The 23,450-nt window shown below is 69.7% G+C and carries 23 protein-coding genes; 10 read left to right on the top strand and 13 right to left on the bottom strand.

What is annotated here, in order from left to right:
- Window positions 1-209: 209 nt before the first annotated feature.
- Window positions 210-1,172 (bottom strand): R2-like ligand-binding oxidase, encoded by a 963-nt coding sequence (locus AB0J91_RS22835; protein ID WP_363795435.1) that lies wholly within the window; start codon window positions 1,170-1,172, stop codon window positions 210-212.
- A 101-nt stretch (window positions 1,173-1,273) separates the two neighbouring features.
- Here AB0J91_RS22835 and AB0J91_RS22830 point away from each other — a divergent pair, with 101 nt between their 5' ends.
- Window positions 1,274-1,894 carry an HAD hydrolase-like protein gene (locus AB0J91_RS22830; RefSeq protein ID WP_363872192.1) on the top strand — a complete coding sequence of 207 codons (621 nt, stop codon included), beginning with the start codon at window positions 1,274-1,276 and terminating at the stop codon, window positions 1,892-1,894.
- Between the two features lie 53 nt (window positions 1,895-1,947).
- On the opposite strand, the gene AB0J91_RS22825 is transcribed toward AB0J91_RS22830, so the two are convergent.
- Window positions 1,948-2,154, bottom strand: a complete 207-nt coding sequence (locus AB0J91_RS22825; RefSeq protein WP_363872189.1) for a hypothetical protein — start codon at window positions 2,152-2,154, stop codon at window positions 1,948-1,950.
- Between the two features lie 241 nt (window positions 2,155-2,395).
- On the opposite strand from AB0J91_RS22825, the gene AB0J91_RS22820 reads away from it, so the two are divergent.
- The gene (locus AB0J91_RS22820) at window positions 2,396-2,791 is read left to right on the top strand and encodes a cold-shock protein (RefSeq protein WP_132677872.1); all 396 of its coding nucleotides are present in this window, start codon (window positions 2,396-2,398) and stop codon (window positions 2,789-2,791) included.
- Window positions 2,792-2,934: 143 nt separating this feature from the next.
- Here AB0J91_RS22820 and AB0J91_RS22815 read toward each other — a convergent pair whose 3' ends face one another.
- The 3 genes from AB0J91_RS22815 to AB0J91_RS22805 all read right to left on the bottom strand — a co-directional run bounded on the left by AB0J91_RS22815 (window position 2,935) and on the right by AB0J91_RS22805 (window position 6,005).
- The gene (locus AB0J91_RS22815; RefSeq protein WP_363872186.1) at window positions 2,935-3,411 is read right to left on the bottom strand and encodes a DUF2771 family protein; all 477 of its coding nucleotides are present in this window, start codon (window positions 3,409-3,411) and stop codon (window positions 2,935-2,937) included.
- A gap of 9 nt (window positions 3,412-3,420) precedes the next feature.
- Complete coding sequence (locus AB0J91_RS22810) at window positions 3,421-5,076, bottom strand: MFS transporter (protein WP_363872195.1); 1,656 nt, start codon at window positions 5,074-5,076, stop codon at window positions 3,421-3,423.
- Window positions 5,077-5,243: 167 nt separating this feature from the next.
- Window positions 5,244-6,005 (bottom strand): glutaminyl-peptide cyclotransferase, encoded by a 762-nt coding sequence (locus AB0J91_RS22805; protein ID WP_363872183.1) that lies wholly within the window; start codon window positions 6,003-6,005, stop codon window positions 5,244-5,246.
- Window positions 6,006-6,224: 219 nt separating this feature from the next.
- Here AB0J91_RS22805 and AB0J91_RS22800 point away from each other — a divergent pair, with 219 nt between their 5' ends.
- The gene (locus AB0J91_RS22800) at window positions 6,225-7,097 is read left to right on the top strand and encodes a DUF3027 domain-containing protein (RefSeq protein WP_363872180.1); all 873 of its coding nucleotides are present in this window, start codon (window positions 6,225-6,227) and stop codon (window positions 7,095-7,097) included.
- On the top strand, window positions 7,094-10,072 hold the full coding sequence (locus AB0J91_RS22795; protein ID WP_363872178.1) for an ATP-binding protein: 2,979 nt from the start codon (window positions 7,094-7,096) through the stop codon (window positions 10,070-10,072). Before AB0J91_RS22800 ends, AB0J91_RS22795 begins: the two co-directional genes overlap by 4 nt.
- Here the strand turns inward: AB0J91_RS22795 and AB0J91_RS22790 are convergent.
- Together AB0J91_RS22790 and AB0J91_RS22785 are read right to left on the bottom strand one after the other, a co-directional pair.
- Window positions 10,069-10,245 (bottom strand): DUF397 domain-containing protein, encoded by a 177-nt coding sequence (locus AB0J91_RS22790; protein WP_363872175.1) that lies wholly within the window; start codon window positions 10,243-10,245, stop codon window positions 10,069-10,071. The genes AB0J91_RS22795 and AB0J91_RS22790 overlap by 4 nt on opposite strands.
- Entirely contained in the window at window positions 10,235-11,080 is an 846-nt protein-coding gene (locus tag AB0J91_RS22785; RefSeq protein WP_363872172.1) for a helix-turn-helix transcriptional regulator, read from the bottom strand. Before AB0J91_RS22785 ends, AB0J91_RS22790 begins: the two co-directional genes overlap by 11 nt.
- Before the next feature lie 107 nt (window positions 11,081-11,187).
- Between AB0J91_RS22785 and AB0J91_RS22780 the strand changes: the two genes are divergently transcribed.
- Entirely contained in the window at window positions 11,188-11,400 is a 213-nt protein-coding gene (locus tag AB0J91_RS22780; RefSeq protein WP_363872169.1) for a zinc finger protein, read from the top strand.
- A 72-nt stretch (window positions 11,401-11,472) separates the two neighbouring features.
- On the opposite strand, the gene AB0J91_RS22775 is transcribed toward AB0J91_RS22780, so the two are convergent.
- On the bottom strand, window positions 11,473-11,772 hold the full coding sequence (locus AB0J91_RS22775; protein WP_363872166.1) for a DUF2530 domain-containing protein: 300 nt from the start codon (window positions 11,770-11,772) through the stop codon (window positions 11,473-11,475).
- A gap of 62 nt (window positions 11,773-11,834) precedes the next feature.
- On the opposite strand from AB0J91_RS22775, the gene AB0J91_RS22770 reads away from it, so the two are divergent.
- The 3 genes from AB0J91_RS22770 (at window position 11,835) to AB0J91_RS22760 (ending at window position 15,304) form a co-directional block, all read left to right on the top strand.
- Window positions 11,835-13,301, top strand: coding sequence for an NCS2 family permease (locus AB0J91_RS22770; RefSeq protein WP_363872163.1), 1,467 nt, complete (start codon window positions 11,835-11,837; stop codon window positions 13,299-13,301).
- A 210-nt stretch (window positions 13,302-13,511) separates the two neighbouring features.
- Entirely contained in the window at window positions 13,512-13,946 is a 435-nt protein-coding gene (locus tag AB0J91_RS22765) for a MarR family transcriptional regulator (protein ID WP_363795409.1), read from the top strand.
- A 134-nt stretch (window positions 13,947-14,080) separates the two neighbouring features.
- Window positions 14,081-15,304 carry an MFS transporter gene (locus AB0J91_RS22760; RefSeq protein WP_363872160.1) on the top strand — a complete coding sequence of 408 codons (1,224 nt, stop codon included), beginning with the start codon at window positions 14,081-14,083 and terminating at the stop codon, window positions 15,302-15,304.
- 190 nt (window positions 15,305-15,494) lie between these two features.
- On the opposite strand, the gene AB0J91_RS22755 is transcribed toward AB0J91_RS22760, so the two are convergent.
- Window positions 15,495-16,124 (bottom strand): superoxide dismutase, encoded by a 630-nt coding sequence (locus tag AB0J91_RS22755; protein WP_363872157.1) that lies wholly within the window; start codon window positions 16,122-16,124, stop codon window positions 15,495-15,497.
- Window positions 16,125-16,211: 87 nt separating this feature from the next.
- Window positions 16,212-17,708: a glutamate--cysteine ligase gene (locus AB0J91_RS22750; protein WP_363872154.1), complete on the bottom strand. Its 1,497-nt coding sequence runs from the start codon at window positions 17,706-17,708 to the stop codon at window positions 16,212-16,214.
- A gap of 685 nt (window positions 17,709-18,393) precedes the next feature.
- Between AB0J91_RS22750 and AB0J91_RS22745 the strand changes: the two genes are divergently transcribed.
- Both AB0J91_RS22745 and AB0J91_RS22740 read left to right on the top strand, forming a co-directional pair.
- Window positions 18,394-19,206, top strand: coding sequence for an RNA methyltransferase (locus AB0J91_RS22745; RefSeq protein WP_363872151.1), 813 nt, complete (start codon window positions 18,394-18,396; stop codon window positions 19,204-19,206).
- Window positions 19,206-19,808 (top strand): DUF2537 domain-containing protein, encoded by a 603-nt coding sequence (locus tag AB0J91_RS22740; RefSeq protein WP_363872148.1) that lies wholly within the window; start codon window positions 19,206-19,208, stop codon window positions 19,806-19,808. Before AB0J91_RS22745 ends, AB0J91_RS22740 begins: the two co-directional genes overlap by 1 nt.
- A gap of 51 nt (window positions 19,809-19,859) precedes the next feature.
- Here AB0J91_RS22740 and sepH read toward each other — a convergent pair whose 3' ends face one another.
- The 3 genes from sepH to AB0J91_RS22725 all read right to left on the bottom strand — a co-directional run bounded on the left by sepH (window position 19,860) and on the right by AB0J91_RS22725 (window position 23,400).
- On the bottom strand, window positions 19,860-20,792 hold the full coding sequence (sepH, locus tag AB0J91_RS22735) for a septation protein SepH (protein WP_363872146.1): 933 nt from the start codon (window positions 20,790-20,792) through the stop codon (window positions 19,860-19,862).
- A gap of 283 nt (window positions 20,793-21,075) precedes the next feature.
- Window positions 21,076-22,218 carry a phosphoserine transaminase gene (serC, locus tag AB0J91_RS22730; protein ID WP_363872143.1) on the bottom strand — a complete coding sequence of 381 codons (1,143 nt, stop codon included), beginning with the start codon at window positions 22,216-22,218 and terminating at the stop codon, window positions 21,076-21,078.
- 225 nt (window positions 22,219-22,443) lie between these two features.
- The gene (locus AB0J91_RS22725) at window positions 22,444-23,400 is read right to left on the bottom strand and encodes an SEC-C domain-containing protein (RefSeq protein WP_363872141.1); all 957 of its coding nucleotides are present in this window, start codon (window positions 23,398-23,400) and stop codon (window positions 22,444-22,446) included.
- Window positions 23,401-23,450: the final 50 nt, after the last annotated feature.

Here is a 23,450-nt window from a genome sequence, read left to right as displayed (position 1 = left end):
GGTCACCGGCAAGGTCCGCAAGGTCGAGATGCGCGAACAAGCCCGCCAACTCCTCGACCTCTAACAACCGAAACCCGGAACACCCCGGTAATCCGCTGACGGATTACTGGAGTTTTCCGGTGACGGATTGCCGGGGTATTCCGGGAACCTCCCTCGGGAAGTTCCCGGTGCGTGGTGGTTTTGGTCGAAGGGACCCACCCCGGCTCACGTCATGCGCGGAGTTTTTCCAGTTCTGCGGCGTCTTCGGCGCCGAAGCGATCTTCGAGGGCCTCGGGTTCGGCATCGACGTCGATCTGCGCCAGCGGCATGCCCCTGGCGCTGGAGATCGCGCCGAGGCGCCTGGTCGCGCGGTCCGAGGCGTAGGCGGTGAGCTCGTCCTTGTCGAGCGCGAACGGCAGCTCCTCGGGAGCGTCCGCCGGTTTCCACTGGACCTGCGCGATGGCGTGCGGCAGCAGCGTGGCCATCTGGTCCTCGACCACCGACCAGTTGGTCTCGTCGGCGGCCACGTGCCTGCGGCAGGTGAAGGTGCCCCAGGCCATGTGCCTGCGCTCGTCGTCGCCGATGCGCTTGATGACCTGCTGCATGCCGGGCAGGATCCCCCGGCTCACGCAGATCTTGTGCCAGGCGAAGTAGCCGGTGAGCGCGAGGGTCCCTTCCACCACGTGGTTGTAGGTGACCGAGGCGCGGACCTGGTTCTCTGGACTGGGGTCGGTGTGCAGCGCCTGCAGCGTCTCGGGCAGCGCCTTGTAGAAGATCTCGCGGTAGCCGGGGTTCTCGGCGACGTACTCGTGCAGGTCCTCGGTGAGTCCGACGGCGTCCATCCAGAGCCGGAACACCTGGGTGTGCTTGGCCTCCTCGAAGCAGAACTGCGTCAGGTACATCTCGTCACCGAAGCGGCCCTCGGCGGCCATCGCGGCCATGAACGGCTGGAGGTCCTGGGTGACGGCTTCCTCACCGGCGATGAACTGCGCGCACAGTCCCGCCACGCCGCGCTTCTCGTCGTCGTTGAGGCGCTGCCAGTCCTCGGCGTCCTGGCTGAAGTCGATGTCGGCGGGGTTCCAGAACTTCGCGTTGCCCTTGTTGAACAGTCGCAGGGGGAGCGATTCCCAGTTCAGGCCGTGGGCTCGCAGGGAGTGGAAGCTCTCGCGCTGGGCGGTGTGCGTGCTCGTCATTGAACGACTCCAGCTCGCCGGGATGTGAGGTGTGTTACTCCCAGTTTCGGTACTGGACAGTTTCGCGTCAAGTCCGGTCGGAGCGTGTCCGTAAGCTGAAGATGATGGACGAGCGCAGCGCACTCACGGTCGGATTCGACCTGGACATGACCCTGATCGACCCGCGGCCCGGCATGGTTCGCGCCTTCGACGCCCTCAACGAGGAGTTCGGCACCGATCTGGACGGGCAGCACTTCGCCGCTCACCTCGGGCCGCCGCTGGAGGACGTGCTGCGCGGCTACGGCTTCGACGAACCGATGGTGAAGCGGCTCGCCGCCCACTTCCGCTCGATCTACCCGACCGTCGTGATCGACGAGACGGCCGCGCTGTCGGGGGCGGCCGAAGCGCTGGAGGCCGTGCGCGCGGCCGGTGGCCGGACGCTGGTGGTCACCGGCAAGTACGAGCCCAACGCCGCGCTGCACCTCAAGGCCCTGGGCTGGACCGTCGATCGGCTCGCCGGTGGCGTGTTCGGCGCGGGCAAGGGTGAAGTGCTGCTGGCCGAGGGCGCCGACATCTACGTGGGCGACCACTTCGGCGACATCGTCGGCGGCCACACCGCCGGGGCGATCGCGGTGGGAGTGGCCACGGGGCCCTACTCGGCCGCCGAGCTCAGCGAAGCCGGTGCCGACGTGGCGCTGGACGACCTCTCCGAGTTCCCGGCCTGGCTGGCGACCCGGGTTTGAGAACCGTCGCAACCCGCGGTGGTGCGGGCTGAGCGGGGCTACCGCCGCAGCACCTAGTGCCGACGGGCGCGGATCACGGTCGCGATCACACCGAAGATCAACCCGGCCGGGCACAGCAGCGCGACGACGCTGATCCACGCCGGCAGGTCTTGATGGCCGGTCGCGAACAGCGCGAAGATCAGGACGATGGCCAGCAGCCCGATGCCGAACATCGCGATCGAGATCGGGAGGACTGCTGATCTTGGTGAGCTGCTCGCCATGTGAGCAGCGTATTCACCCCAATGCCGTGGCCGGCAACCGGCCTTGCCCCATAAGGATGGGTGATTTCGTCCACCTTCGCGGTACGCTTGGTGGGACGCGTCCCGGCGCGCGCACCTGCGTGGCGTTAACGGGGCGCTTTCGTCGTGACGGGGCTGTTGCCGCGTCGCGGTGGGAAGAAACGGCAGGGAGATCGTGACCCGGTCAACGGGTCAGCGCATTCGACAGGGAACGGTGAGGACAGTGCCGACCGGCAGGGTCAAGTGGTTCGACTCGGACAAGGGCTTCGGCTTCCTGACCCAGGATGGCGGGGAGGACGTGTACGTGCGTTCCTCCGCGTTGCCATCTGGTGTGGATGCGCTCAAGACCGGCCAGCGCGTCGACTTCGACATGGCGCAGGGCCGACGCGGCCCGCAGGCGTTGAAGGTCAAGTTACTGGACCCGCTGCCCTCGGTCACCGAGGCGCGCCGACGTCCCGCCGATGAGTTGCACGGCATGGTCGAGGACATGATCAAGCTCCTCGAACTCAAGGTTCAGCCGGACCTGCAGCGAGGCCGCTACCCCGACCGCAAGACCGCCAAGCGCATCGGCGAGGTCGTCCGAGCGGTCGCGCGGGAACTCGATCCCGGCGGGAACTGATCGGTCTGCGGGCGAGGAACCCGCGGTCGTCCGGGCGCATCCGTGCAGGAAGCGGAATCTGACACGCCTTCTGGGCCGGGAGTCGATGCACGGTGTCGGCTGCCCTCCCCAGCAGACGTGTCAGAACCCGCGACGCCGAGGCATCACTGCTTGACGTTGAGGACCCAGCTGCCGCCGATGCCGAAGTCGACGCCGCCATCGGCGCCCTGGCTCAGCACCGCTGAGAACTGCTGGACCTCGACGTGCTCGATGCGGCCGCCGTCGGGCGGCAGTTGCAGCGTGTAGGAGTGGCGCGAGTCCGGGGTGAACACCGGGCTGCGGCCGTCGAGCTCCTGGCCGTTGAGCCCGCGGTAGAGGAACACCACCTGCCACGGCGCACCGGCGACCTCGGCCGGGACCGAGATCTGCAGCGGGTCGCGATCGACCATGCGCAGCTCGCCGACAGCCTCCGGCTTCGGGGGTGAGCACTCCTGACCGGTCGGATCGCAGTACTGGGCGGCCTCAACCGCCACCGCGTCCCCGTGCGAGTAGAAGGTCACCTGCGGTTGGCTGGGGGAGGAGCAGCCGGCGGCGAGCCCGACGGCGGCCACTGCCAGCAGCGGCTTCAGTCCACGATGCACGGCCAGAGCCTACGACCTGGCACTCGAACGGGCGGTGGCCGGTGCGCCGGCCGAACGTCTCCGCCGTCGCGACAGCGACCGCAGCGGGATCGCCGGGACCAGCGTGGCGCCGCGCCCGCGCAGGATCGTCTGCGCCAGGACCAGGGCCAGCAGCGCGGCGATCACCACGAACCCGATCCAGTACACCGGTGGCAGCAGCACGCCGAGCGCGCCGCCGAAGACCCAGCTCAGCTGCAGGATCGTTTCCGATCGGCCGAACGCCGAGGCCCGCGAGGCCTCCGGCATGTCGCGTTGGATCACCGCGTCCAGGCAGACCTTGGCCAAGGCGGAGGCGGTCGCGCCGACCAGGCCGACGATCACCGCCAGCGGCAGACCGGCCAGCACCGCGGCGCAGGTCGCCACGGCGAGCGCGGCGCCCAGGCAGCTGATGATCAACCGGTCGGGTTTCTCGAAGGTCATCCGCGAACCCAGCCCGTTGCCCAGGAAGCTGCCGACCCCGGCCGCGCCGCCGACCAGGCCCAGCAGCACCAGCTGCATGGCCGGTTCGTGCGGGGTGTTGTGCTTGATCACGAACGCGGCGAACAGCGTCAGGAAACCGGTCAGCACCCGGATCCCGCCGTTGCCCCACAGGGCCACCACCACGTGACCGGTCAGCGGCACCTTGCGGGAACGTCCCGGATCGCCCAGCGAGGTCTGCACCTCGCCCTCGGTGCTCTCCACCCAGCCCGGGATCCGCAGGCACAGCCAGACGCCGGCCGCCGCCATCGCGGCCATGAACCACAGCGCGCCCTCGGAGCCCCACAGCCAGGCGAAGCCGGAGGCGATCGCGCCGAACGCACCGCCCGCGGCCAGGCCGAAGGCGGTGAGCCGCGAGTTGGCCTTGGTCAGCGTGATCTGGTTGGGCAGCACTCGCGGCGTCATCGCGGCCTTGAGCACGCCGAAGGACTTCGACAGCACCATGCAGCCCAGCGCCGCCGGGTAGAGCAGCCAGCTGTTGAAGTTCAGGGCCATCACGGCGGCCAGCACGACGCGCACCGCGAAGGACGCGGCCAGCGCCAGCCGCCTGCCCTGCTGCAACCGGTCCAGGGCGGGGCCGATCACCGGCGCGATCACCGCGAACGGCGCGACCGTGATCAGCAGGTAGAGCGCGACCTTGTCCTTGCTCTCGGCCGTGGCCGCGGAGAAGAACAGCGTGTTGGCCAGCGCGACGGCCATCGCCGCGTCGACCGCGTAGTTGCCCATCCACGCGTAGGTGAACTTGGCGAGCCCGGACCGGTCGGCGCCGTCGGCGTGGGCCAGCGAGAAGAACAGCCGCACCACCCGCTGGGTCAGGTCCCGGCTGCGCCACGCGGCGACCCGGGTGACCGTCAGCTTCCTCGGTGGCGGCGCGCCCCGGGCCTGCTCGGGTTCGGGCTCTTCCTCGTCGGGTGCGGCGGAGTGGTCATCGGGCAGCGGCGGCAGCGGACCCGTCCCGCGCGAGCGGTCGTAGTCGGGGTCCTCCTGCCAGGGATAACGCCGCTCGTCAGCGTCCTGGGACGGCGGTTCGAACCGCTGTCCGGACTGCTGCTGGTCGGCATACCAACCGCGCTTCCCGCGCTGCCCGGCGCCCCAGCCCGGACGGCCCTGCGGCTCGTCCGAGTGCTGGTCACGTCCACGCATCCCCATGTCAGCCATCCTGCACCACCTCCTCTCGCCCGGACCGGGTTGCGGCGATGCCCGTTCTGGTCTCAGCCGCAACGCCCTCACGAATAAGGAGGCGGAAAGCGGCCCAGAAATACAGCGGGACACGATCAGGCGACAAAAATAGCGGTCTAGATCACTCGAACCAGCGATCACTGGGGCACGAATCGGACCCGGAACATCGACGGCCAGTTCTTCCCGGTGATCAGGAACTCCTCGGTGCCGGGAACGGCCGCGATGCCGTTGAGCACGTCGGCTCCGGCCCGCTGCTCGGGCGGCAGCAACCCCTCGGCGTCCACGACCGCCGTGACCTGCCCGTTCGCCGGATCGATCCGCAGGATCTCGTCGCTGCCCCACACGTTGGCCCACACCTGGCCGCCGGCGCACTCCAGCTCGTTGAGCTCCTCGACCGGCGAGTCCGCCCGAGTCACCGAAACCTCGCCGACCTGCGCGAACGTCGTCGGATCGCGGAAGGTCAGCTCGTCGCTGCCGTCGCTCATCACCAGTCGCCGCCCGTCGAAGCACAGCCCCCAGCCCTCGCCCGGGTACTCCACTCGGCGCAGTTCGCGGAGGCTCTCGCGATCTCGCTCGAAAGCAACCCCTTCCTGCCAGGTGAGCTGCCATATACGGTCACCCGTGACGGTGATCCCCTCACCGAAGTAATCGGCAGGCAGCCGGACCTCGTGCCGCACCGAACCGCTCAGCGGGTCGGCCGCGCGCAACGCCGAGGAGCCGCGCAGGCCGGTGCCTTCGTAGAGGGTCTCACCAGCGATTTCCAGGCCCTGAGTGAACGAGGAGCGGTCGTGCGGGAGCACGTTGATCACCTCGACTCGAAGGTGTGGCAGGCTTCCCGCGTGCCCTACGCCCTGATCGGTTTGCTCGCGGTCGTCCTGGCCGTCGTGCTGCGCTGGCACCTGCGGCGCACACGCAACCCCGACTCCGATGGTGAGCAGCACGCCGCACAAGAGACGTCCAGTTTGAGCAAGTCGCACCCCGAAAGCTTGACACGCCCGATCACTCCGAGTGCTACTCCGCTCCGGATCAGCGGTCCTGCGGCCTCCGCAGCGACACAGCCGACTGCGGCGTCGAGCACGTACGGCACAATCGAGCATGTGACGCCTATGCCTGCTCCGATGACCAGCCCAGGCGCGGATGCCCCGTACGACGACGCCGGGCAGCCTGCGGCCGAGCCGTTGAACCCGGAGCTCGCGGCGGCCGAGAACGTCGCCCGAGCTGCTGCGGAGGACGAGGCCCGCCCTGGTGACGACCCGATCGGCTCGCCGGTCCTGACGCTGGACACCACGGGGGACGACGTCGCGGAGAGCGCGTCCTCCCCGGTGGGTGCCCACGTCGCCGTCGAGGCCGAGGGGCCGCACGCCGTCACGCACTACTTCGAGTCGAACTACCCCGGTTACGTCGGCTGGCGCTGGGCCGTGACGGTCGCCAGCGTCGGCCAGGGCGAGCCGGTGACGGTCAGCGAGGTCGTGCTGCTCCCCGGTCCCACGGCGCTGACGGCGCCGGACTGGGTGCCGTACCGCGACCGCGTTCAGCCGGGCGACCTCGGTGCCGGTGATCTGCTGCCGACCAGCCCGGACGACCCGCGGCTGGCTCCCGGCCACCTGACCAGCGACGACGAGCAGTTCGGCGACGTCGCCAAGGAGGTCGGCCTCGGCCGCAAGCGGGTGCTCAGCTTCGAAGGCCGCACGGACGCGGCCGAGCGCTGGTACTCCGGTGACTTCGGTCCGCGCGCCGACGCCGCGAAGCTCGCGCCCGCGGCCTGCGGGACCTGCGGCTTCTTCCTGAAGCTGTCCGGTTCGATGGGCGGCGCGTTCGGCGTCTGCGCCAACGAGTACGCCCCCGCCGATGGCCGCGTGGTCAGCGTCGAGTTCGGCTGCGGCGCGCACTCCGAGGTCGACGTGGACGTCTCGTCCACCGTCCCGGTCGCCGAGATCGTCTACGACGACGCCACGCTGGAGTTCGAGCCGCGCGGCACGGAGCGCGGGTGAGCGAGCCGGACCGCTTCGGCGCGGTCGGACTGCGGCGTGCAGTGTTGCAGTCCTGGGAGACCTCGCCGACCAGGTTCCGGGAAGACGCCAACGCCGAAGAGGACCTGCGCCTCGGCGGCTACCGCGAACGCCTGCTGGTCGAGCTCGCCCAGAACGCCGCCGACGCCGCGGGCTCCGACGGGGTGCTGAGCGTCCAGCTCGTCGGCGACGAGCTGCGCGTGGCCAACACCGGTGCGCCGCTGACCGCCGAAGGCGTGGCCGCGCTGGCCTCGCTGCGCGCGTCCGCCAAGCGCGACGGTGCCTCGGTCGGTCGCTTCGGCGTCGGGTTCGCCGCCGTGCTCGCGGTCTCCGAGGAGCCCAGCGTGCTGTCGACCTCGGGTGGCGTGGCGTTCTCCGCCGAGCGCACCCGACAGGCCGCCGCGCAGCTGCCCGGGCCTGCCGAGGAGCTCTCCCGCCGCGAAGGTGCCGTCCCGGTGCTGCGGCTGCCGTGGGAGGTCGACGGCGCCCCGCCGGAGGGGTTCACCACCGAGGTCCGGCTGCCGCTGCGCCCCGGAGTGGACGCGGCCGCGCTGCTGGACTCGTGCACCGACCAAGTTCCCGGGCTGCTGCTGGCGCTGCCCGCGCTGAGCGAGATCAGGATCGGTCGCCAGACCTGGCGCCGCGTCGACGAGGACACCGACCGCGTCGTGGTGCACGGCCCGTCGCGCAGCGATCGCTGGCTGGTGCACCGCGCGTCCGGCGCGTTGAGCCAGTCGGTGCTGGCCGGGCTGGGCGCGGAGAGCCGTTCGACCGCGCAGTGGCAGGTCACCTGGGCCGTTCCGCTGGATTCCGAGGGCGTGCCGATCCCGCTGGCCGAGGACGTGCTGCACAGCCCGACCCCGACCGAGGAGCGGCTGTCGCTGCCCGCGCGGCTGCTGGCCGGCGTTCCGGTCGAGGCGGACCGGCGTCGCGCTGCGGCCTCGCCCGCCACCGACGAGGTGCTGACCTTCGCCGCCGAGTGCTACCCGGCCCTGGTCGACAAGCTGCCCAGCGAGCACCGGACCGCACTGGTGCCGCTGCCGGGATTCCCGCTGTCCGATGTGGACGACAAGCTGCGGCAGGGCGTCAACGACCGGCTGCGGGTCTCGGCCTGGCTGCCCGGGGCGGGGGACAAGCCGGTCGCGCCGCTGGAAGCCCGCGCGCTGGAGTACGTCTCGCCCGAGCTGGTTGAGCTGCTCGACGACGTCGTGCCGGGTCTGCTGGACCCGCAGCTCTCCGACGCCCGGCATCGCCGTTCGCTGCACGCCCTGGAGGTCCGCAGGCTCGGCGCCGCCGAGATCGTCGAGGCCGTCACCGGGCTGGGGCGCGAACCGAGCTGGTGGTACCGGCTCTACGACGCACTGGCACCGTTCGAGGAAGCCGATCCGCAGGCCCACGAGGAGTTCACCGCGCTGCCGGTTCCGCTGGCCGACGGCCGCACCGTCAGCGGTGTGCGCGACGTGCTGCTCAGCCAGCCGGAGAGCGATCTCGACCCGGCCGCGCTGCTGTCCACCTTGGACATCTCGGGTCTGCGCATCGCGCATCCCGATGCCACCCACCCGCTGCTGGAGAAGCTCGGCGCGCACCCGGCCGGGCCTGCCGAACTGCTCGACGCTCCGCCGCTGGCGGAGGCCGTGCGCAGCAGCGTGTCCGACGCGCTGGCCGGAGTCGACGTGCGCCCGCTGGCCGAGGCCGTGCTGAAGCTGGTCGAGGAGTCCCGGTCGCGCGACTGGCTGGGCGCGCTGGCGCTGCCCGACGACCAGGGAGACTTCCGCCGCGCCGACGAACTCCTGCTGCCCGAGGCGGCGCTGCTGTCGGTCATCGACACCGAGCACCTCGGCGAGGGAGCTCCGCTGTCGGTGCTCGACGAGCAGGTCGCGCAGCGCTGGCCGACCGAACTGCTGACCTCCATCGGCGTCCTCGACGGCTTCGGCGTGCACGTCGAGGACGATCCCGTGGAGGCGGACGAGAGGTTCCCCGACTCGCACCAGTGGTGGGCCGAGCAGGAGGCCGACCGGCCCGAGGCGTGGCCCCCGGCCCGCTTCGTCGGCATCCGCGACCTGGACCTGATCGCCGACGATGCGTGGCCCGAGGCGATCAGCCTGCTCACCCGCGATCCGGAGACGCTGCGCGCGCTGCGCGAACCGCACGGCTACTCGGCCTGGTGGATCGCCCGCTGCGCGCTGATCGAAGGGCACCCGCCGCGGCACTGGCGGTTGCCCGGCGCCGACGAGCTCGCCGGGGTCTACGACCCGGTGCCCGACATCGACCTGGACGCCGAGGCGCTGCGGCTGGCCGGTGTCCGCGCCGAGCTGCGCATCGACGACGGTGACGACGCCGAAGACCTGCTGGAACGCCTCGGCGACCCGGACCGCGCGATCCGCGCGGGAACGGCGTTGCGGGCTCACCAGGCGCTGAGCGAAGCCGTGGCCGCGGGCGTGGTCGATCCGTCCGAGCTGGATCCGCCCGAGATGGTGCGGTCCGTGTCGGGCGCGGTGGTGAGCACCGGTCGCGCGGTCGTGCTCGACGAGCCGTGGATGCTCGGCGTCATGGACGCTCCGCTGGTCGTCGCGGGCGGCAGCCCGGATCAGTTCGACGCCGAGGCGCTGGCCGAGCTGCTCGACCTGCCGCTGGCTTCGGAGGAGAACACGCTGCGCGTGCCCGATCCGGGGCGCACCCAGCGCTGGGCCGAGGTCGCCCGGGTCGCCTCCAGCTGCGAGCTGCTGGGCATCGAGGTCCCGGACGGCGAGATCACCCTCCACGACAAGCTGCGCGTCCAGGCGTCGACGGGGGAGCACCAGGTCCACTGGTGGGTGGAGAACAACGGCAAGGTCCACACCGAACGCACCCCGGACGGCCTGGCCAGGGCCTTGGCCTGGGCCACCGGGTCGTGGTCGCAGCGCTTCGCCCTGGCGGCCCTGCTGGCGGACCCGGAGGCGACGACCCTGCTGCGCTAGTGATCCTCGTCGAGGGATCGCAGGAAGCGGTTCCAGGTTTCGGGGTCGAACCGCAGGGTTCCGCCGTCGCGGTCCTTGGTGTCGCGCACGCCGATCTGGTCGGGGCCCCGGCCGACTTCGACGCAGTTGCTCTCTTCGCCGCTGTGGCTGGATTTGCGCCAGTCACTGATCATGGCTGTTCTCCATCGCCTTCGCGCGGGTCAGGATGAGCTCAGCGGATTCCGCTGGGCTCAAGGCCTTCTCCTCAACGCTAGTGGCGGACTCGACGAACGGGAAGATCTCATCGGGATCGTCGAGGAACAGTCCGGCTCGCCGGTGTTCGAGATGGACGATGGGACGTTGTCTCGCGAATTCCAGGATCAGCGAGTTCCCGTGCAAGGCGTGGTGGACGCCCGCGCTGTAGGGGATGACCCGCACGGTGATGTGGTCGTGCCGGCCCCACTTCGCGACGCGGCGCAGCTGCTCGGCCATCACGCGGGGGCCGCCCACCGGACGCCAGAGGATCGACTCGTCCAGGAACGCGTGCAGCACCACCGGTCTCGCCCTGGTCAGCACGCGCTGCCTGCCCATGCGCAGCGACACCCTGGACTCGACGACCTCCTCGTCCAGCACCCCGTTGCGCATGACGGCCCGCGCGTAGTCGGCGGTCTGCAGCAGCCCCGGGACGAAACCGAGCGCGAGATCGGTGATCTTCGTGGCCCGCCGTTCGAAGTCCAGCAGTGAGACGAGCTGCGACGGCAGCCCCGGGCGGCCGACCTCCCACCAGTGCGTCTGGTGCGCGTCGTGAGCCAGTTCCAGCAGGCGCTTCCGCTCGCTGCCCCTGATCCCCAGGGCGCCCAGGATGATGGCGATCTCGATGTCGGTCGGGACCTTCTCGCCCGACTCGATGCGACCGAACGTGGCCCGCGACCAGCCGCACACGTCGGCCAGCTCCTCCAGCCGGAGACCGGCGTCCTTGCGGAGCCTCCGGATTTCAACGCCCAAGCCCCGGGCGCGTGCCGTTGTCATATGCACAATTTATTTCAGGGCCTGAGACGTCACCATTACACAATCTAATGAACGCGATTGCTCATTCTTTCCTGGGACGGTCTCATTTCACCGGACAAGGAGGAACAGTGACCGATCACCTCACGCACATCTGGCGCCCGATCCCCGGAGGCCGCCACGCCTTCCGGCCCTCAGCGATCAGGATCAACCACGATGACCAGGCGGAATCCTTCTGCGGCACGCAGGTCGTAGCCGCTCGCCTGCACGACTGCACCGAACTCGACTGGATACTCGAACCCACCTGCCCCACCTGCTGGAAAATCCTCAAAGGCGATTCTTGAGGGCCCTCCGAACAATTCACGGACGTTTTGTCCGGTCGGTTCGGACCAAAACCGCCCAGGGGCGAGGTGGGCTCAGCTGTCGAGGCCGGAGAGGCCCTGCCAGGAGCCTCGGGAGCCGCGCCGTGCAGCGCTGCGTTGCCAGCGGAAGACGCCGAAGCCGATGATGCCGAGCGTGGTCCCGGCGACGCAGGTGAAGAACTCGACGCCGACCGCGCCGTCGGCGAGGTCGCGCCATCCGAACAGCACGACGCCCGCGAACCACAGGGCGGTGCCGAACAGCAGCACCGGCGTCGGATCCGCGAGCCTGCGGGGCAGCGACGGGACCGTGCGGTGCGCTGGGTCGGAGGGGGCGGTTTCGCCGTCTTGTACCACGTCAGGCAGGCTACTCCCGGTAGTAACGGCCCGCGCACAGGCCACCTGATTGGAAAGTTCGAATGGTGGAGAGAACCGAGAGCAAGTCTTCGCTGCTGGATAGCTACTTCAAGATCAGCGAGCGCGGATCCAGCGTTGGCCGAGAGGTTCGGGGTGGCCTGGTCACCTTCGTGACCGTCGCCTACATCATCGTGCTCAACCCGTTGATCCTCGGTAGCGCTTCGCCGACCGACGCCGGTGCCAAGCACGACGTCCTGGGCAACATCCTGCCGATCCCGCAGGTCGCGGCCGCCACCGCGCTGGTCGCGGGCGTCATGACGATCCTGTTCGGACTGATCGCGAACTACCCCTTCGCCATCGCCACCGGCCTGGGCATCAACACCCTGCTGGCCGTCACGATCGCTCCCCAGGTGACCTGGCCGGAGGCCATGGGCCTGGTCGTGGTCGACGGCATCGTGATCCTGATCCTGGTCGCGACCGGGTTCCGCACCGCCGTGTTCAACGCGGTGCCCGCCGATCTCAAGGCCGCGATCGCGGTCGGCATCGGAATGTTCATCACCTTCGTCGGCCTGGTCGACTCCGGGTTCGTGCGCCGCCTGCCGGACGCGGCCGACACGACGGTCCCGGTGGGTCTGGGCATCGATGGTTCGATCGCCTCCTGGCCGACCGCGGTGTTCGTCTTCGGCCTGGTGCTGACCTCGATCCTGGTGGCCCGCAAGGTTCGCGGCGGCATCCTGATAAGCGTCGTGGTCACCACGATCCTGTCGATCATCGTCGAGTCGGTCTTCCACGCCGGGTCCTCCAGCGACGCCGGTGCGACCGGCTGGAACCTCGGCTACCCGGCGCTGCCGGACCAGATCGCCGGTCTGCCGGACCTGTCGCTGGTCGGTGACATCTCCTTCGGCGCCTTCACGCGGTTGCCCGCGCTGGCCGCGGCGATGCTGGTGTTCACCCTCGTCCTGGCGAACTTCTTCGACGCCATGGGCACGATGACCGGCCTCGGCAAGGAAGCCGATCTGGCCGACAAGGAGGGGAACCTCCCCGGTATCGGCAAGGCGCTGGCCGTCGAGGGCTTGGGCGCGGTCGCCGGTGGTGCGGGTTCGGCGAGTTCCAACACGGTGTTCGTGGAGTCGGCCTCCGGCATCGCCGACGGCGCCCGCACGGGTCTGGCCAACGTGGTGACCGGTGTGCTGTTCCTGGGCGCGATGTTCTTGACCCCGCTCTACCAGGTGGTTCCGATCGAAGCCGCGGCTCCGGCGCTGGTCGTGGTGGGCGCGATGATGCTGTCGCAGATCCGCCAGATCGACCTGTCGGACTTCACGATGGCGCTGCCCGCGTTCCTGACGATCGCGGTCATGCCCTTCACCTATTCGATCGCCAACGGCATCGGTGCCGGGTTCGTCAGCTACGTGCTGCTGCGCACCTTCACCGGCAGGGCCCGCGAGGTGCACCCGCTGATGTGGGTGGTCGCCGCGGCCTTCGTGCTCTACTTCGCCTCGGGTCCGCTGAGCAGCCTGCTCGGCATCTGATCCCGCTTCAAGAGGCACCCGCGTCCCAGAATCCTGGGACGCGGGTGCCTCTTTTCGCGTTCGGGGAGAGTTCGCCAGACCTCTTGGCGCGCGGCGAGTCTCCTTCATCCCAAATACGCCATGCCGGGGCTCGGGCTGGCTAAGGTATGCCACCACTGGTCGCGAGATCAGTTTGTCCGAATTCCCGAGATAGTTTGGTAGACTAACGACGTGTCCGATATCGCGGAACGGGAACGCACGCTGGCGAGCCGGCTGCGGCTCGCGGTCGTTCGCCTCAACCGGCGGTTGCGCGCGCAGCGAGCCGATTCGGCCCTCACGCTGTCCCAGCTGTCAGCGCTGTCCTGCCTGCACAAGGCCGGATCGATGACACCGGGCGAACTGGCGGCCAAGGAGGGTGTCCAGCCACCATCGATGACCAGGGTCATCGCGGCGCTGGAGGACAACGGGCTGGTGGTCCGGCGGGCTCATCCCACCGATGGCCGGCAGGCCATCGTCGAGGTGACCGAGTCCGGCAAGGCCCGCATCGAGGAAGAGGTCTCGATCCGCGAGCGCTGGCTGGACCAGCACCTCGCGGAGCTGGACGCGGAAGAGCTGGCGGTGCTGTCACGCGCCGCCGAGATCATCGACCGGCTGGCCAGTCGATGAGGGAGCACTGAGAGGCGGTACGCCGAAGCGTGGTTGGCCAAGCTCGAAGGTCTGCGGAAGACGGAGATTCCCCAGACCCGGTCAACCGCCGCACCCGGTCCGCGGCGGACCGGAACGCTGACGCCGGCGGGGGCATGTTCCGCTCGCTGCGCGAGCGCAACTACCGCTACTACGCGTCCGGACAGGTCGTCTCGCTGACCGGGACCTGGATGCAGCGGGCCGCGCAGGACTGGCTCGTGCTCGAACTCTCCGGAGGCAGCCCGGCCGCGCTCGGCGTGGCGGTCGCGCTGCAGTTCCTCCCCACCCTCGCGCTCACGCTGTGGGCGGGAGTGTTCGCCGACCGGTTCGACAAGCGCAAGATCCTGATCATCACGCAAAGCGCCCTGGGGCTCTGCGGCTTCGCGCTGGGGACGCTCGACGTGACCGGGATCGTCGCCCTCTGGCACGTCTACGTGCTGTGCTTCGTCCTCGGCTGCTTCTCAGCGGTGGACGCGCCGGTGCGGCAGTCCTTCGTGGTGGAGATGGTCGGACCCGCGCAGCTGACCAACGCCGTCGCGCTGAACTCGATGACCTTCAACTTGGCCCGCATCGTCGGGCCCGCGATCGCCGGACTGGCCATCACCGCCGTCGGCACCGGCTGGGTGTTCCTCGCCAACGGGCTCAGCTCGGTGGCCGTGGTGGTGGGCCTGCTGCTGATGGACACCGCCCTGCTGCACCGGGCCAGAGCCGTGGGCAGGGAGCGCGGCCAGCTCCGGGCCGGCCTGCGCTACGTGCGCGGCCGCCCGGACCTGGTCGTGGTCATGGTCCTGATGTTCTGCGTCAGCACCTTCGGGATGAACTTCGAGAACACGTTCGCGGTGATGGCTCGCAACGTCTTCGGCCGCGACGCCGACGGCTACGGCATCCTCATCACGATGCTCGCGGTGGGGACGCTGACCGGCGCGACGCTGGCCGCCCGCCGCAGCGCCAAACCCGGTTCCCGGCTGCGGCTGATGCTCATCGGCGCGGGCGTGTTCGGTGCGCTGGAGGCGGTGGCCGGGCTGCTGCCGTCCTACTGGCTGTTCGCCGCGTGCCTGGTGCCGGTCGGTGTCGCGGTCATGACCTTCACGACCAGCGCGAACTCGACGGTGCAGCTGGCCGTCGAGCCGACCATGCGAGGTCGGGTGATGGGTCTCTACATGCTGCTGTTCATGGGTGGCAAGCCGCTCGGCGGTCTGGCGTCGGGCTGGCTGGCGGAGGTCTTCGGCCCGCGCTGGCCGCTCGTGCTCGGTGGACTGCTCTCGCTCGCCGCCGCCGTCGGGGGCGCCGTGGCGCTGTCGCAGCAGCGCAAGAAGGGGTTGATCCAACCGCAAGGTTAGGCTAACCTAATACATGTCCGCTTCGTGGTGGGAGCGGTAGTCAGTTCGGGAACAGATCGAGCCCCGGCCTCCTTCGGGAGACCGGGGCTCGATCATTACCGGCGGCAAGAACTTGTCGGAGCACTCACCGCCGAGCCCGGAGTTCACGATTTCAGTGGAAATCAGGTCTCCGATTTCCACTGAAATCCGGTCAGGCCGTGGGCAGGCGCAGGCCGTTGAGGCCGTTGCGGGCGTCGTCGAAGCGCTTGGCGACCTCGTCCCAGTTGACGACGTTCCACAGCTGCTTGACGTAGTCGGCCTTCACGTTGCGGTACTGCAGGTAGTAGGCGTGCTCCCAGATGTCGAACACCAGCAGGGGAGTGGTGGCGATCGACAGGTTCGAGTGGTGGTCGCGCAGCTGCTGGGTGATCAGCCGCTGACCGACCGGGTCCCACGCCAGCACGCCCCAGCCGTTGCCCTGGATCGTGGTCGACACGGCCTCCATCTGGGCGCGGAACTTGTCGAACGAGCCGAAGTCCTGGTCGATGGCCGCGGCCAGCTCGCCCGTCGGCTTGTCACCGCCGTCCGGGGACAGGATCTTCCACCACACCAGGTGCAGCGAGTGCCCGGCGAGGTTGAAGGCCAGCGTCGTCTCCAGGCCGACGATCGAGGAGAAGTCGTTCTCGTCCCGGGCCTCGGCGATCTTGGCGATCGTGTCGTTCGCGCCCTTGACGTAGGTGGCGTGGTGCTTGCTGTGGTGCAGCTCGTTGATCTCCCCGGAGATCGCCGGCTCCAACGCCGCGTAGTCGTAGTCCAACTCCGGCAGCACGTACTCGGGCACCGAAGTCTCCCTCCGTAGTCGACACCTTCTGGTTGTTGCCACCCTATGGCAATTGACCAGGTGTGGCCACAGGCGCCCTGCGGAGTGTCAGCGGACCGGCCAGGTGTGGACCGGATCGCCGTTGTCGGCGAGCTCGATGTAGCGGCGGAGCATGGTCGTCAGCGCGGCGTGCCGGTCGGCGCCCTCGGCCTCCAGATGCGCGACGACGTCCCGCTGCCAGCTGGCGCCGTTCTGCCTGGCCAGCGAGCGCCGCTCGATGACCCCGAGGTAGCGGGTGCGGGCCTCGTCGGAGACGCCGCAGGCCCGCAGGCCCTCGTGCGCCATCGGCAGCAGTCGGCGCAGGACGAGTTCGTCCGGCGTGACCCAGCCCGAGCCCGGCCAGTAGAGATGCGCGTCGAAACCGTGCCGGGCGCCCGCGTAGAAGTTCTCCTCCGCAGCGGCGAACGACATCTGCGTCCAGAGCGGACGGTCCTGTTCGGTCAACGCGCGCTGAGCGCCGTAGAAGAACATCGCGTTCGCGACGACGTCGACCACCGACGGCCCGGCGGGCAGGACGCGGTTCTCGATCCTGAGGTGGGGGACGCCCCCCACCAGGTCGTAGACCGGGCGGTTCCAGCGCCAGATGGTGCCGTTGTGCAGGCGCAGTTCGTTGAGCTTCGGCGCGCGGCCGTTGTCCAGCGCGGCCACCGGGTCCTCCTCCTCCGGTTCCGGCAGCAGCGCGGGGAAGTAGCGGACGTTCTCCTCGAACAGGTCGAAGATCGAGGTGATCCACCGCTCGCCGAACCACACCCTGGGTCGCACGCCCTGGTTGCGCAGTTCCGTCGGGCGGGTGTCGGTGGCCTGCAGGAACAGCGGGATGCGCGTCTCGTGCCAGAGCGCCTTGCCCAGCAGGAACGGCGAGTTCGCGCCGATGGCGACCTGCACCCCGGCCAGGCACTGCGCCGCGTTCCAGTGCGCGGCGAAGTCCTCCGGCGCGACCTGCAAGTGCAGCTGCACCGAGGTGCACGCCGACTCCGGCGCGATCGAGTCCGCGTAGGAGCGAAGCCGTTCCGAACCGCCGTCGGCCAGCGGAACGCCCTCCATGTCCAGCAGCATCTCCTCGCCGCGAGCCAGGATGATCTGGTCGTTGAGCACCGAGTAGCGCGGATTGCTCGTCAGCGTGGACGGGTCGAAGTGCAGGCTCTGCAACGTCGGTAATGCGCCGATCATGGCGATCTTCGCTCCCGCGTCGTGCGCCCCGCCGTCAGCGCGCACCAATGCCGCCCGCACGCCTTCCTCCAGGCGCAACGCGCTGTCTCCCGCGAGCACTCGCGGCTCGACGTTGAGCTCGATGTTCTGCTGCCCCAACTCGGTGGTGAAAATCGCTTCGCTGATTTTTTCCAGCACCACCGCGTTGTTCATCGACGGCTGCATGTGCTCGTCCACCAAGCACAATTCCATCTCCAGCCCCATCTGTTGATGGGGGAAGGAGAATTCGCCATCGGCCAGCATCCGCGCCAGTGCGTCCAGGCCTCGTTGCATCTTGTTCCGATAGCGTTGCCGATCAATCGGTTTGAAGGATCGATCGTCCACGTGCCGTCCCATGCCGTCTCCCCTTTATCGGCAGCACGTCAGCGCCCAGCGCTGGGGAAACCACCGTGACACATCCCCACCTGGTGAGCCAGCGGCCAATACGGTGTCAGCGATCACTCGGTCCGCGCGCTCGGGCCGAAGCGGCATTCAGCCTTTTCGGCTCCGCTGAGGCGCGTGGAAATCGGCCGCCGGGAGCAGAGCCGCGCGGTGTTCGGTGTTGTTCGCACCGGCAATCGGGGCAATGGCGGTGCGAAGCGGACGTCAACCAGTCCAATCCGATCAACGGCGGTGCGGCATCACTCAGCGTCGCCCCCTCGTCTGTTGGGGCGAGAACTTTCCCACGGAATTCGTTCGACAAGTCGCTAACGCCGCTGAGCGCACTCGCCGCGGAGGTCTGAACAAATCCTCCACGCGAATCGGAAATGGGGTGCAACGGCTCCGATTCGTCCCATCCGCCGCCGAAGCGGACCGAGGAGTGAATGAGATCGACCCATTACCCCGTCGATTCCCGACCCGTCTCGGCGAAGCATGGGAACCTTCCTGTCACCACCGCAGGCCTGCGGGGTGAGCATGGGAACCTTCCTGTCACCGCCGCAGGCCCGCAACTGAGCATGGGAACCTTCCTGTCACTCCCGACGCCCTGCGGGGTGAGCGTGGGAACCTTCCTGTCATCGTCGCTCGCGGTGCGGATGGGAGAATGGCCGGCGTGGCGCACATGGTCGAGATCAGCGATGTGGGCGATCCGCGGGTCGACGACTTCCGCGATCTGTCTCGTGCGGACCGCCGGCCGGACCGGCCTGGCGGGCGCGGACTGGTGATCGCCGAGGGCGTGGTGGTGGTCGAGCGGTTGCTCGCCTCGCCGTACCCGGTCCGGGCTCTGTTCGGGGTTCGCCGCCGGGTCGAAGACCTGGCCGAGGCCACCGCCGACCTGGACGTTCCCGCCTACGTGGCCGACGCGGACGTGATGGCGCGGGTCGTGGGCTTCCACCTCAACCGCGGTGTGCTGGCCGTGGCCGACCGGGCGCCCGCTGTCGATCCCGCCGAGCTCGTCGCGCGGTCGCGGCGGCTGGCCGTGCTGGAGGGCATCGGCGACCACGAGAACCTCGGAGCGCTGTTCCGCAACGCCGCCGCGCTCGGCGTGGACGGGGTGCTGCTGGGCGCCGGATGTTCGGACCCGCTGTACCGGCGCAGCGTGCGGGTGTCGATGGGACACGTGCTGCGGGTGCCCTTCGCGCACCTCGAAACCTGGCCCGAAGACCTGAAACTGCTGCGCGACGAGGGCTTTCGGATCGCCGCGCTCACTCCGCGCGGGGATTCGAAGTCGCTCCGCGACGCCGGGCTCGACCAGGGCAGGGTCGCCGTTCTGCTGGGTTCGGAAGGTCCTGGGCTGACCGACGAGGCCATCGAGGCCGCCGACGTCGCGGTGCGGATCCCGATGGCGGAAGGGGTCGATTCGCTCAACGTCGCCACGGCAGGGGCCATCACCTTCCACGCCCTGAGCGGGGCCTGATGGACACCGGCTGGGAGCTGCACGCGCGGTCCGGGCGGGCCGTGCTGGTGCGCGGCGGCGGGACCGAGCACGACCCGGCGCGGCTGCGCCTGCCCGAACCGCTGGTCGCGGCGCTGCACGAGTGGGCGGGTGTCGCGGAGCTGGTGCAGACCGGTGAGTCCGCGCAGACCGGCGACATCGTGTCCCGTCGCGGTCGGCAGCTGGCGATGCGCCTCGCCGCGGAGACGGGCGGTCGCGTCGGCTACGTCGACCCGCTCAGCGGTGAACTCGCCCAGATCGGGCGGCCGCGTTCGGCGCAGGCGGTGCGTCGTCGGGGGAGGCCGGTCGCGCCGGTGCCTCCGACGCCGTGGGCGACGGGGCTGACGATCAGCGCGATCGTCGCGGTGATCGTGGCGGTCACGCTCGCGGTGGTCTCGCAGGGCCTGGCCGACGTCAGCGGAGCACTCGCGGTGTTCGTCAACATCGCCATCGCCGCCGGGTTCGCGCCCTCGATCTGGCTGGGACGCAACGTCGCGGTCTGGCGCTGGGTCGCCTTCGGCACCGCGGCGGGCCTCGTCATCTCCTGGATCACCGGGCTGCTCAGCCTGCTGGGCCCGGGTTAGACGCGAGAGCGGCCAGGCCGCGAAGGGCCTGGCCGCTCTCGGTGGAACCGCTCAGCGGTGCGAGCGCACTCCCAGCAGGACGTCTTCCCACGAGGGGACGATCGGGTGGTTCTTGCGCGCGCGCTTGGGATCGGTCTTGGCGTCCTCGGCGGACTCGGTCTCCGGCGTGGCCGGGTTCTCGGTCGGCTCCGGGGTCTCCAGGTCCAGCGTCGGTTCGGTCGGCTCGGCGGGTGCCGGTTCCGGCGGTTCGACGCGCTGGAGCGTGGGCTCGACGCGTGCCGCCGGCGGCTCGGGCAGCACCGGCTCCGGCTCGGGGTCGACCTGGTCGGGAGCCGCCTGCTGGTCGAGCTGCAGCGCCTCGCGGGCCAGCTCGGTCACCGGGCGGACGGTGCGCAGCGGACGGTTCGGCGACGGGTCGAGCAGGTCCACGGCGTGCTCGTCGAGCGAGGCGACGGTGCCGCCGTGCGCTCCCGGGTGGAACACCCAGTGCGCGCCGTTCTCCGAGCGGCCGGCCTGCCAGGCCAGCTGCACGACCCACTTGTTGTCCTCGCCGCGCCAGGCGTCCCAGTTGGCCTCGGCGTAGTCGTGGCCGCGCATTCCGAAGGTGTGCGCGATGACCTCGCCGAGGGTCTGCACGTCGGGGCCGTCCTCGCGGACCGGGTGGGCGCGCTGCGCCATCTCCGCGATCTGGGCGCGTTCGAGCAGCACCGGGTAGGCGTAGCGCTCGATGCGGTGCTCGGGCAGGCCCGAGGTGGCCGCTATCTGGGCGACGGACGCACCCGATCGGATGCGGGCCTGGATCTCGCGCGGCCGCATCTGCTGTTCCATCTCGATCTGCACCTGGCCCAGCCGGGTGAGGTCGCCGCGGGCAGCCGCGCGCAACCGCTCGTCAGCGGGCACGGTGAATCGCTCACCGTTCTCCGGGTCCTCGCAGATGACGGATTCACCGTCCTCGTCGAGCCCGACCACTCGCAGCGCTCGCATAACGCCAGCCTCCCGCCGACCTACATGTCACCAAGCTGTGACAGTAACCCGGCGCGCCGCCTTGACGCGGGAGGCACGCCGGGTACTCGTGTCGTTTGTTGGTCGCCCTGTCAGCTTCGATCTTGCCCTATGCGGGCGGGTCGCGCGAATGAGTTGAACTACTCAACTCCAGCGAATATCACTCGTCGTGATCAACTTAGTCGCGGATCGCGACCGTGAAATGGCAACGGCCGCCGAGGAAACCCGCAGTTCACGGGGTTGCCTCGGCGGCCGCATAGCGCGATCAGGACAGCTGCGAAATCACCCAGTCGATGGACTTGGTCAGCTGGGTGATGTCGTTCGGCTCGATCGCCGGGAACATGCCGATCCGCAGCTGGTTGCGGCCCAGCTTGCGGTACGGCTCGGTGTCGACGATGCCGTTGGCGCGCAGCGCCTTGGCGATCGCGGCGGCGTCGATCGAGTCGTCGAAGTCGATGGTGCCGACGACCTGCGACCGCTTGGCGGGGTCGGTGACGAACGGCTTGGCGAACTCCGAGGACTCCGCCCAGCTGTAGAGGCGCTGCGAGGACTCCTTGGTGCGCGAGTCGCACCAGGACAGACCGCCCTGGCCGTTCATCCACTCGATCTGGTCGGCGAGCATGAACAGCGTCGCCACCGCCGGCGTGTTGTAGGTCTGGTCCTTGCGCGAGTTGTCCAGCGCGGTCGGCAGCGACAGGAACTCCGGGACCCAGCGGTCCGAGGCGCCGATCTCGTTGATGCGCTCGATCGCGGCCGGGCTCATCGCGGCCAGCCACAGCCCGCCGTCGGCGGCGAAGGACTTCTGCGGCGCGAAGTAGTAGACGTCCACGTCGGCGGCGTTGAACGCCAGCCCACCGGCGCCCGAGGTGGCGTCCACCGCGATCAGCGCGTTCTCCGAGCCCGCCGGGCGGGACGGGGGCAGCATGACGCCGGTGGAGGTCTCGTTGTGCGCCCAGCCGATCAGGTCGACGCTCGGGTCCGACACCGGCTCCGGGGCGTCACCCGGGTCCGAGGAGACCACGATGGGGTCGCCGATGAAGGGAGCCGTCTTGGCGGCCTTGGCGAACTTCGAGGAGAACTCGCCGTAGGTCAGGTGCAGCGAGCGCTCGCGGATCAGGCCGAAGGTCGCGGCGTCCCAGAACGCGGTGGTGCCGCCGACGCCGAGCACGACCTCGTAGCCCTCGGGCAGCGAGTACAGCTCCCGCAGTCCCTCACGGACCCTTCCGACCAGGGACTTCACCGGCTTCTGCCGGTGAGAGGTGCCCATCACCGCGGCACCCTCGTTCGCCAGCCGGGTCAGCTGCTCCGGACGGACCTTGGAAGGTCCGCAGCCGAAGCGGCCGTCGGAGGGCTGGAGTTCGTCGGGCAGCTTCAAGGTGGTCGGGTCGGTGGTCTCGGCCTGCGTCATTCCGGCGCCTCCGGGCGTTGTTGTGGTGACTGTGCGGGGTGACCGGGAGAAGCCCGTCCCCGCGCGCCAGTGGCCAGGTCCGCCGGCGCCATTGCCGGCTCGGCTCAGTGTTGCAGCAGGGTTACCGCTCGGTGTCCAGCGGCCGCTGCCGCACCGCAACTTACTGCTGTTCGCCGCCGGGGCCAACCACACTGTGTCCCACAAGGCCCGTTCGGGTCGGAACGATCAGGCGAATCCGGGCGCTCCGCAGCACTTCTTGTACTTGCGTCCCGAACCGCACCAGCAGGTGTCGTTCCGCCCCGGTGGCCAGGGCAGGTACCGCCCGGCGTGCGCCTCCTCGAACACGTAGTCGTCCGGGGTCTCGGGATCGCCGGGGTCGACTCCGTACGCCGCGGCGAACTCCTCCACCGCGGCGACGGTGGTGGGAACCAGGCAGGCGCCGGAGACGACCTCGCCGAGCTCCCGCTGGACAGCGCGCCGGTAGTCCTCGTGGCTGGTGTCCTCGTTCCACCACTCCGGGTGCTCTCGCACCGAGCGGTCGAACTCCTCGGCGCTCCACAGCGGCACCGGGTAGAGGGTGAGCGAGAGGTTCCCCTCCTCGTCCACCAGACCGGCGAGGTCGCCTTCGGTGCCGGACAGCTGCTGGATCTCGTCGCGGACCTCCTCGCTGTGATCGAGGCACCGCTGGAGGAACTCGTCCATCGCGTCGGCGGGCAGGCCCGTGTCCTTGCGGGTGTGCCAGCGCTCCAGGAGGAGGTCGAATCCCTGGTCGGTCGGCTCCAGGAGCTCGTCGAGGGACGGGACGATGTGGGTCGCGCCCGCGTTGAGCCAGCGCAGGCCTTCCGGGATGTTGCCGGTGGTGGCGTAGCCGACGTGGATGTCCATGTAGGTCATGGCGACCTTGCTCGGCTTCCGGCGCAGCTCGTCGAGCAGCGGCGCCGCTTGGTCGGCGCGTCCGTGGGTGAGCAGGTACGAGATGTAGGCGCCGCGCCCGCTGAGCGGACCGGCGTCCTCGTCAACGTCGAACGCCCTGGTCAGCGCCGAGTGTTCGCGCTCGTGCTCGTCCGCCGCGTGCCAGTGCTCCGCGGCCTGGACCAGTTCGGCGCACGGGTTGTCGCTGACCGCGGCGTCCTCTTCGAGGGCCGCGGCGTACTGGGCGTGCAGGTTCGCCGAATCGGTCACGCCGTCAAGGTATCCCCTGGTGGGTCGGCCACGCGGCCGACCCACCACGG

Source organism: Saccharopolyspora sp. NPDC049357, assembly GCF_040677225.1.
GTDB lineage: Bacteria > Actinomycetota > Actinomycetes > Mycobacteriales > Pseudonocardiaceae > Saccharopolyspora.
The sequence above is the reverse complement of the archived record's forward strand: the minus strand, read 5'-3'. Positions and strand labels throughout refer to the sequence as shown.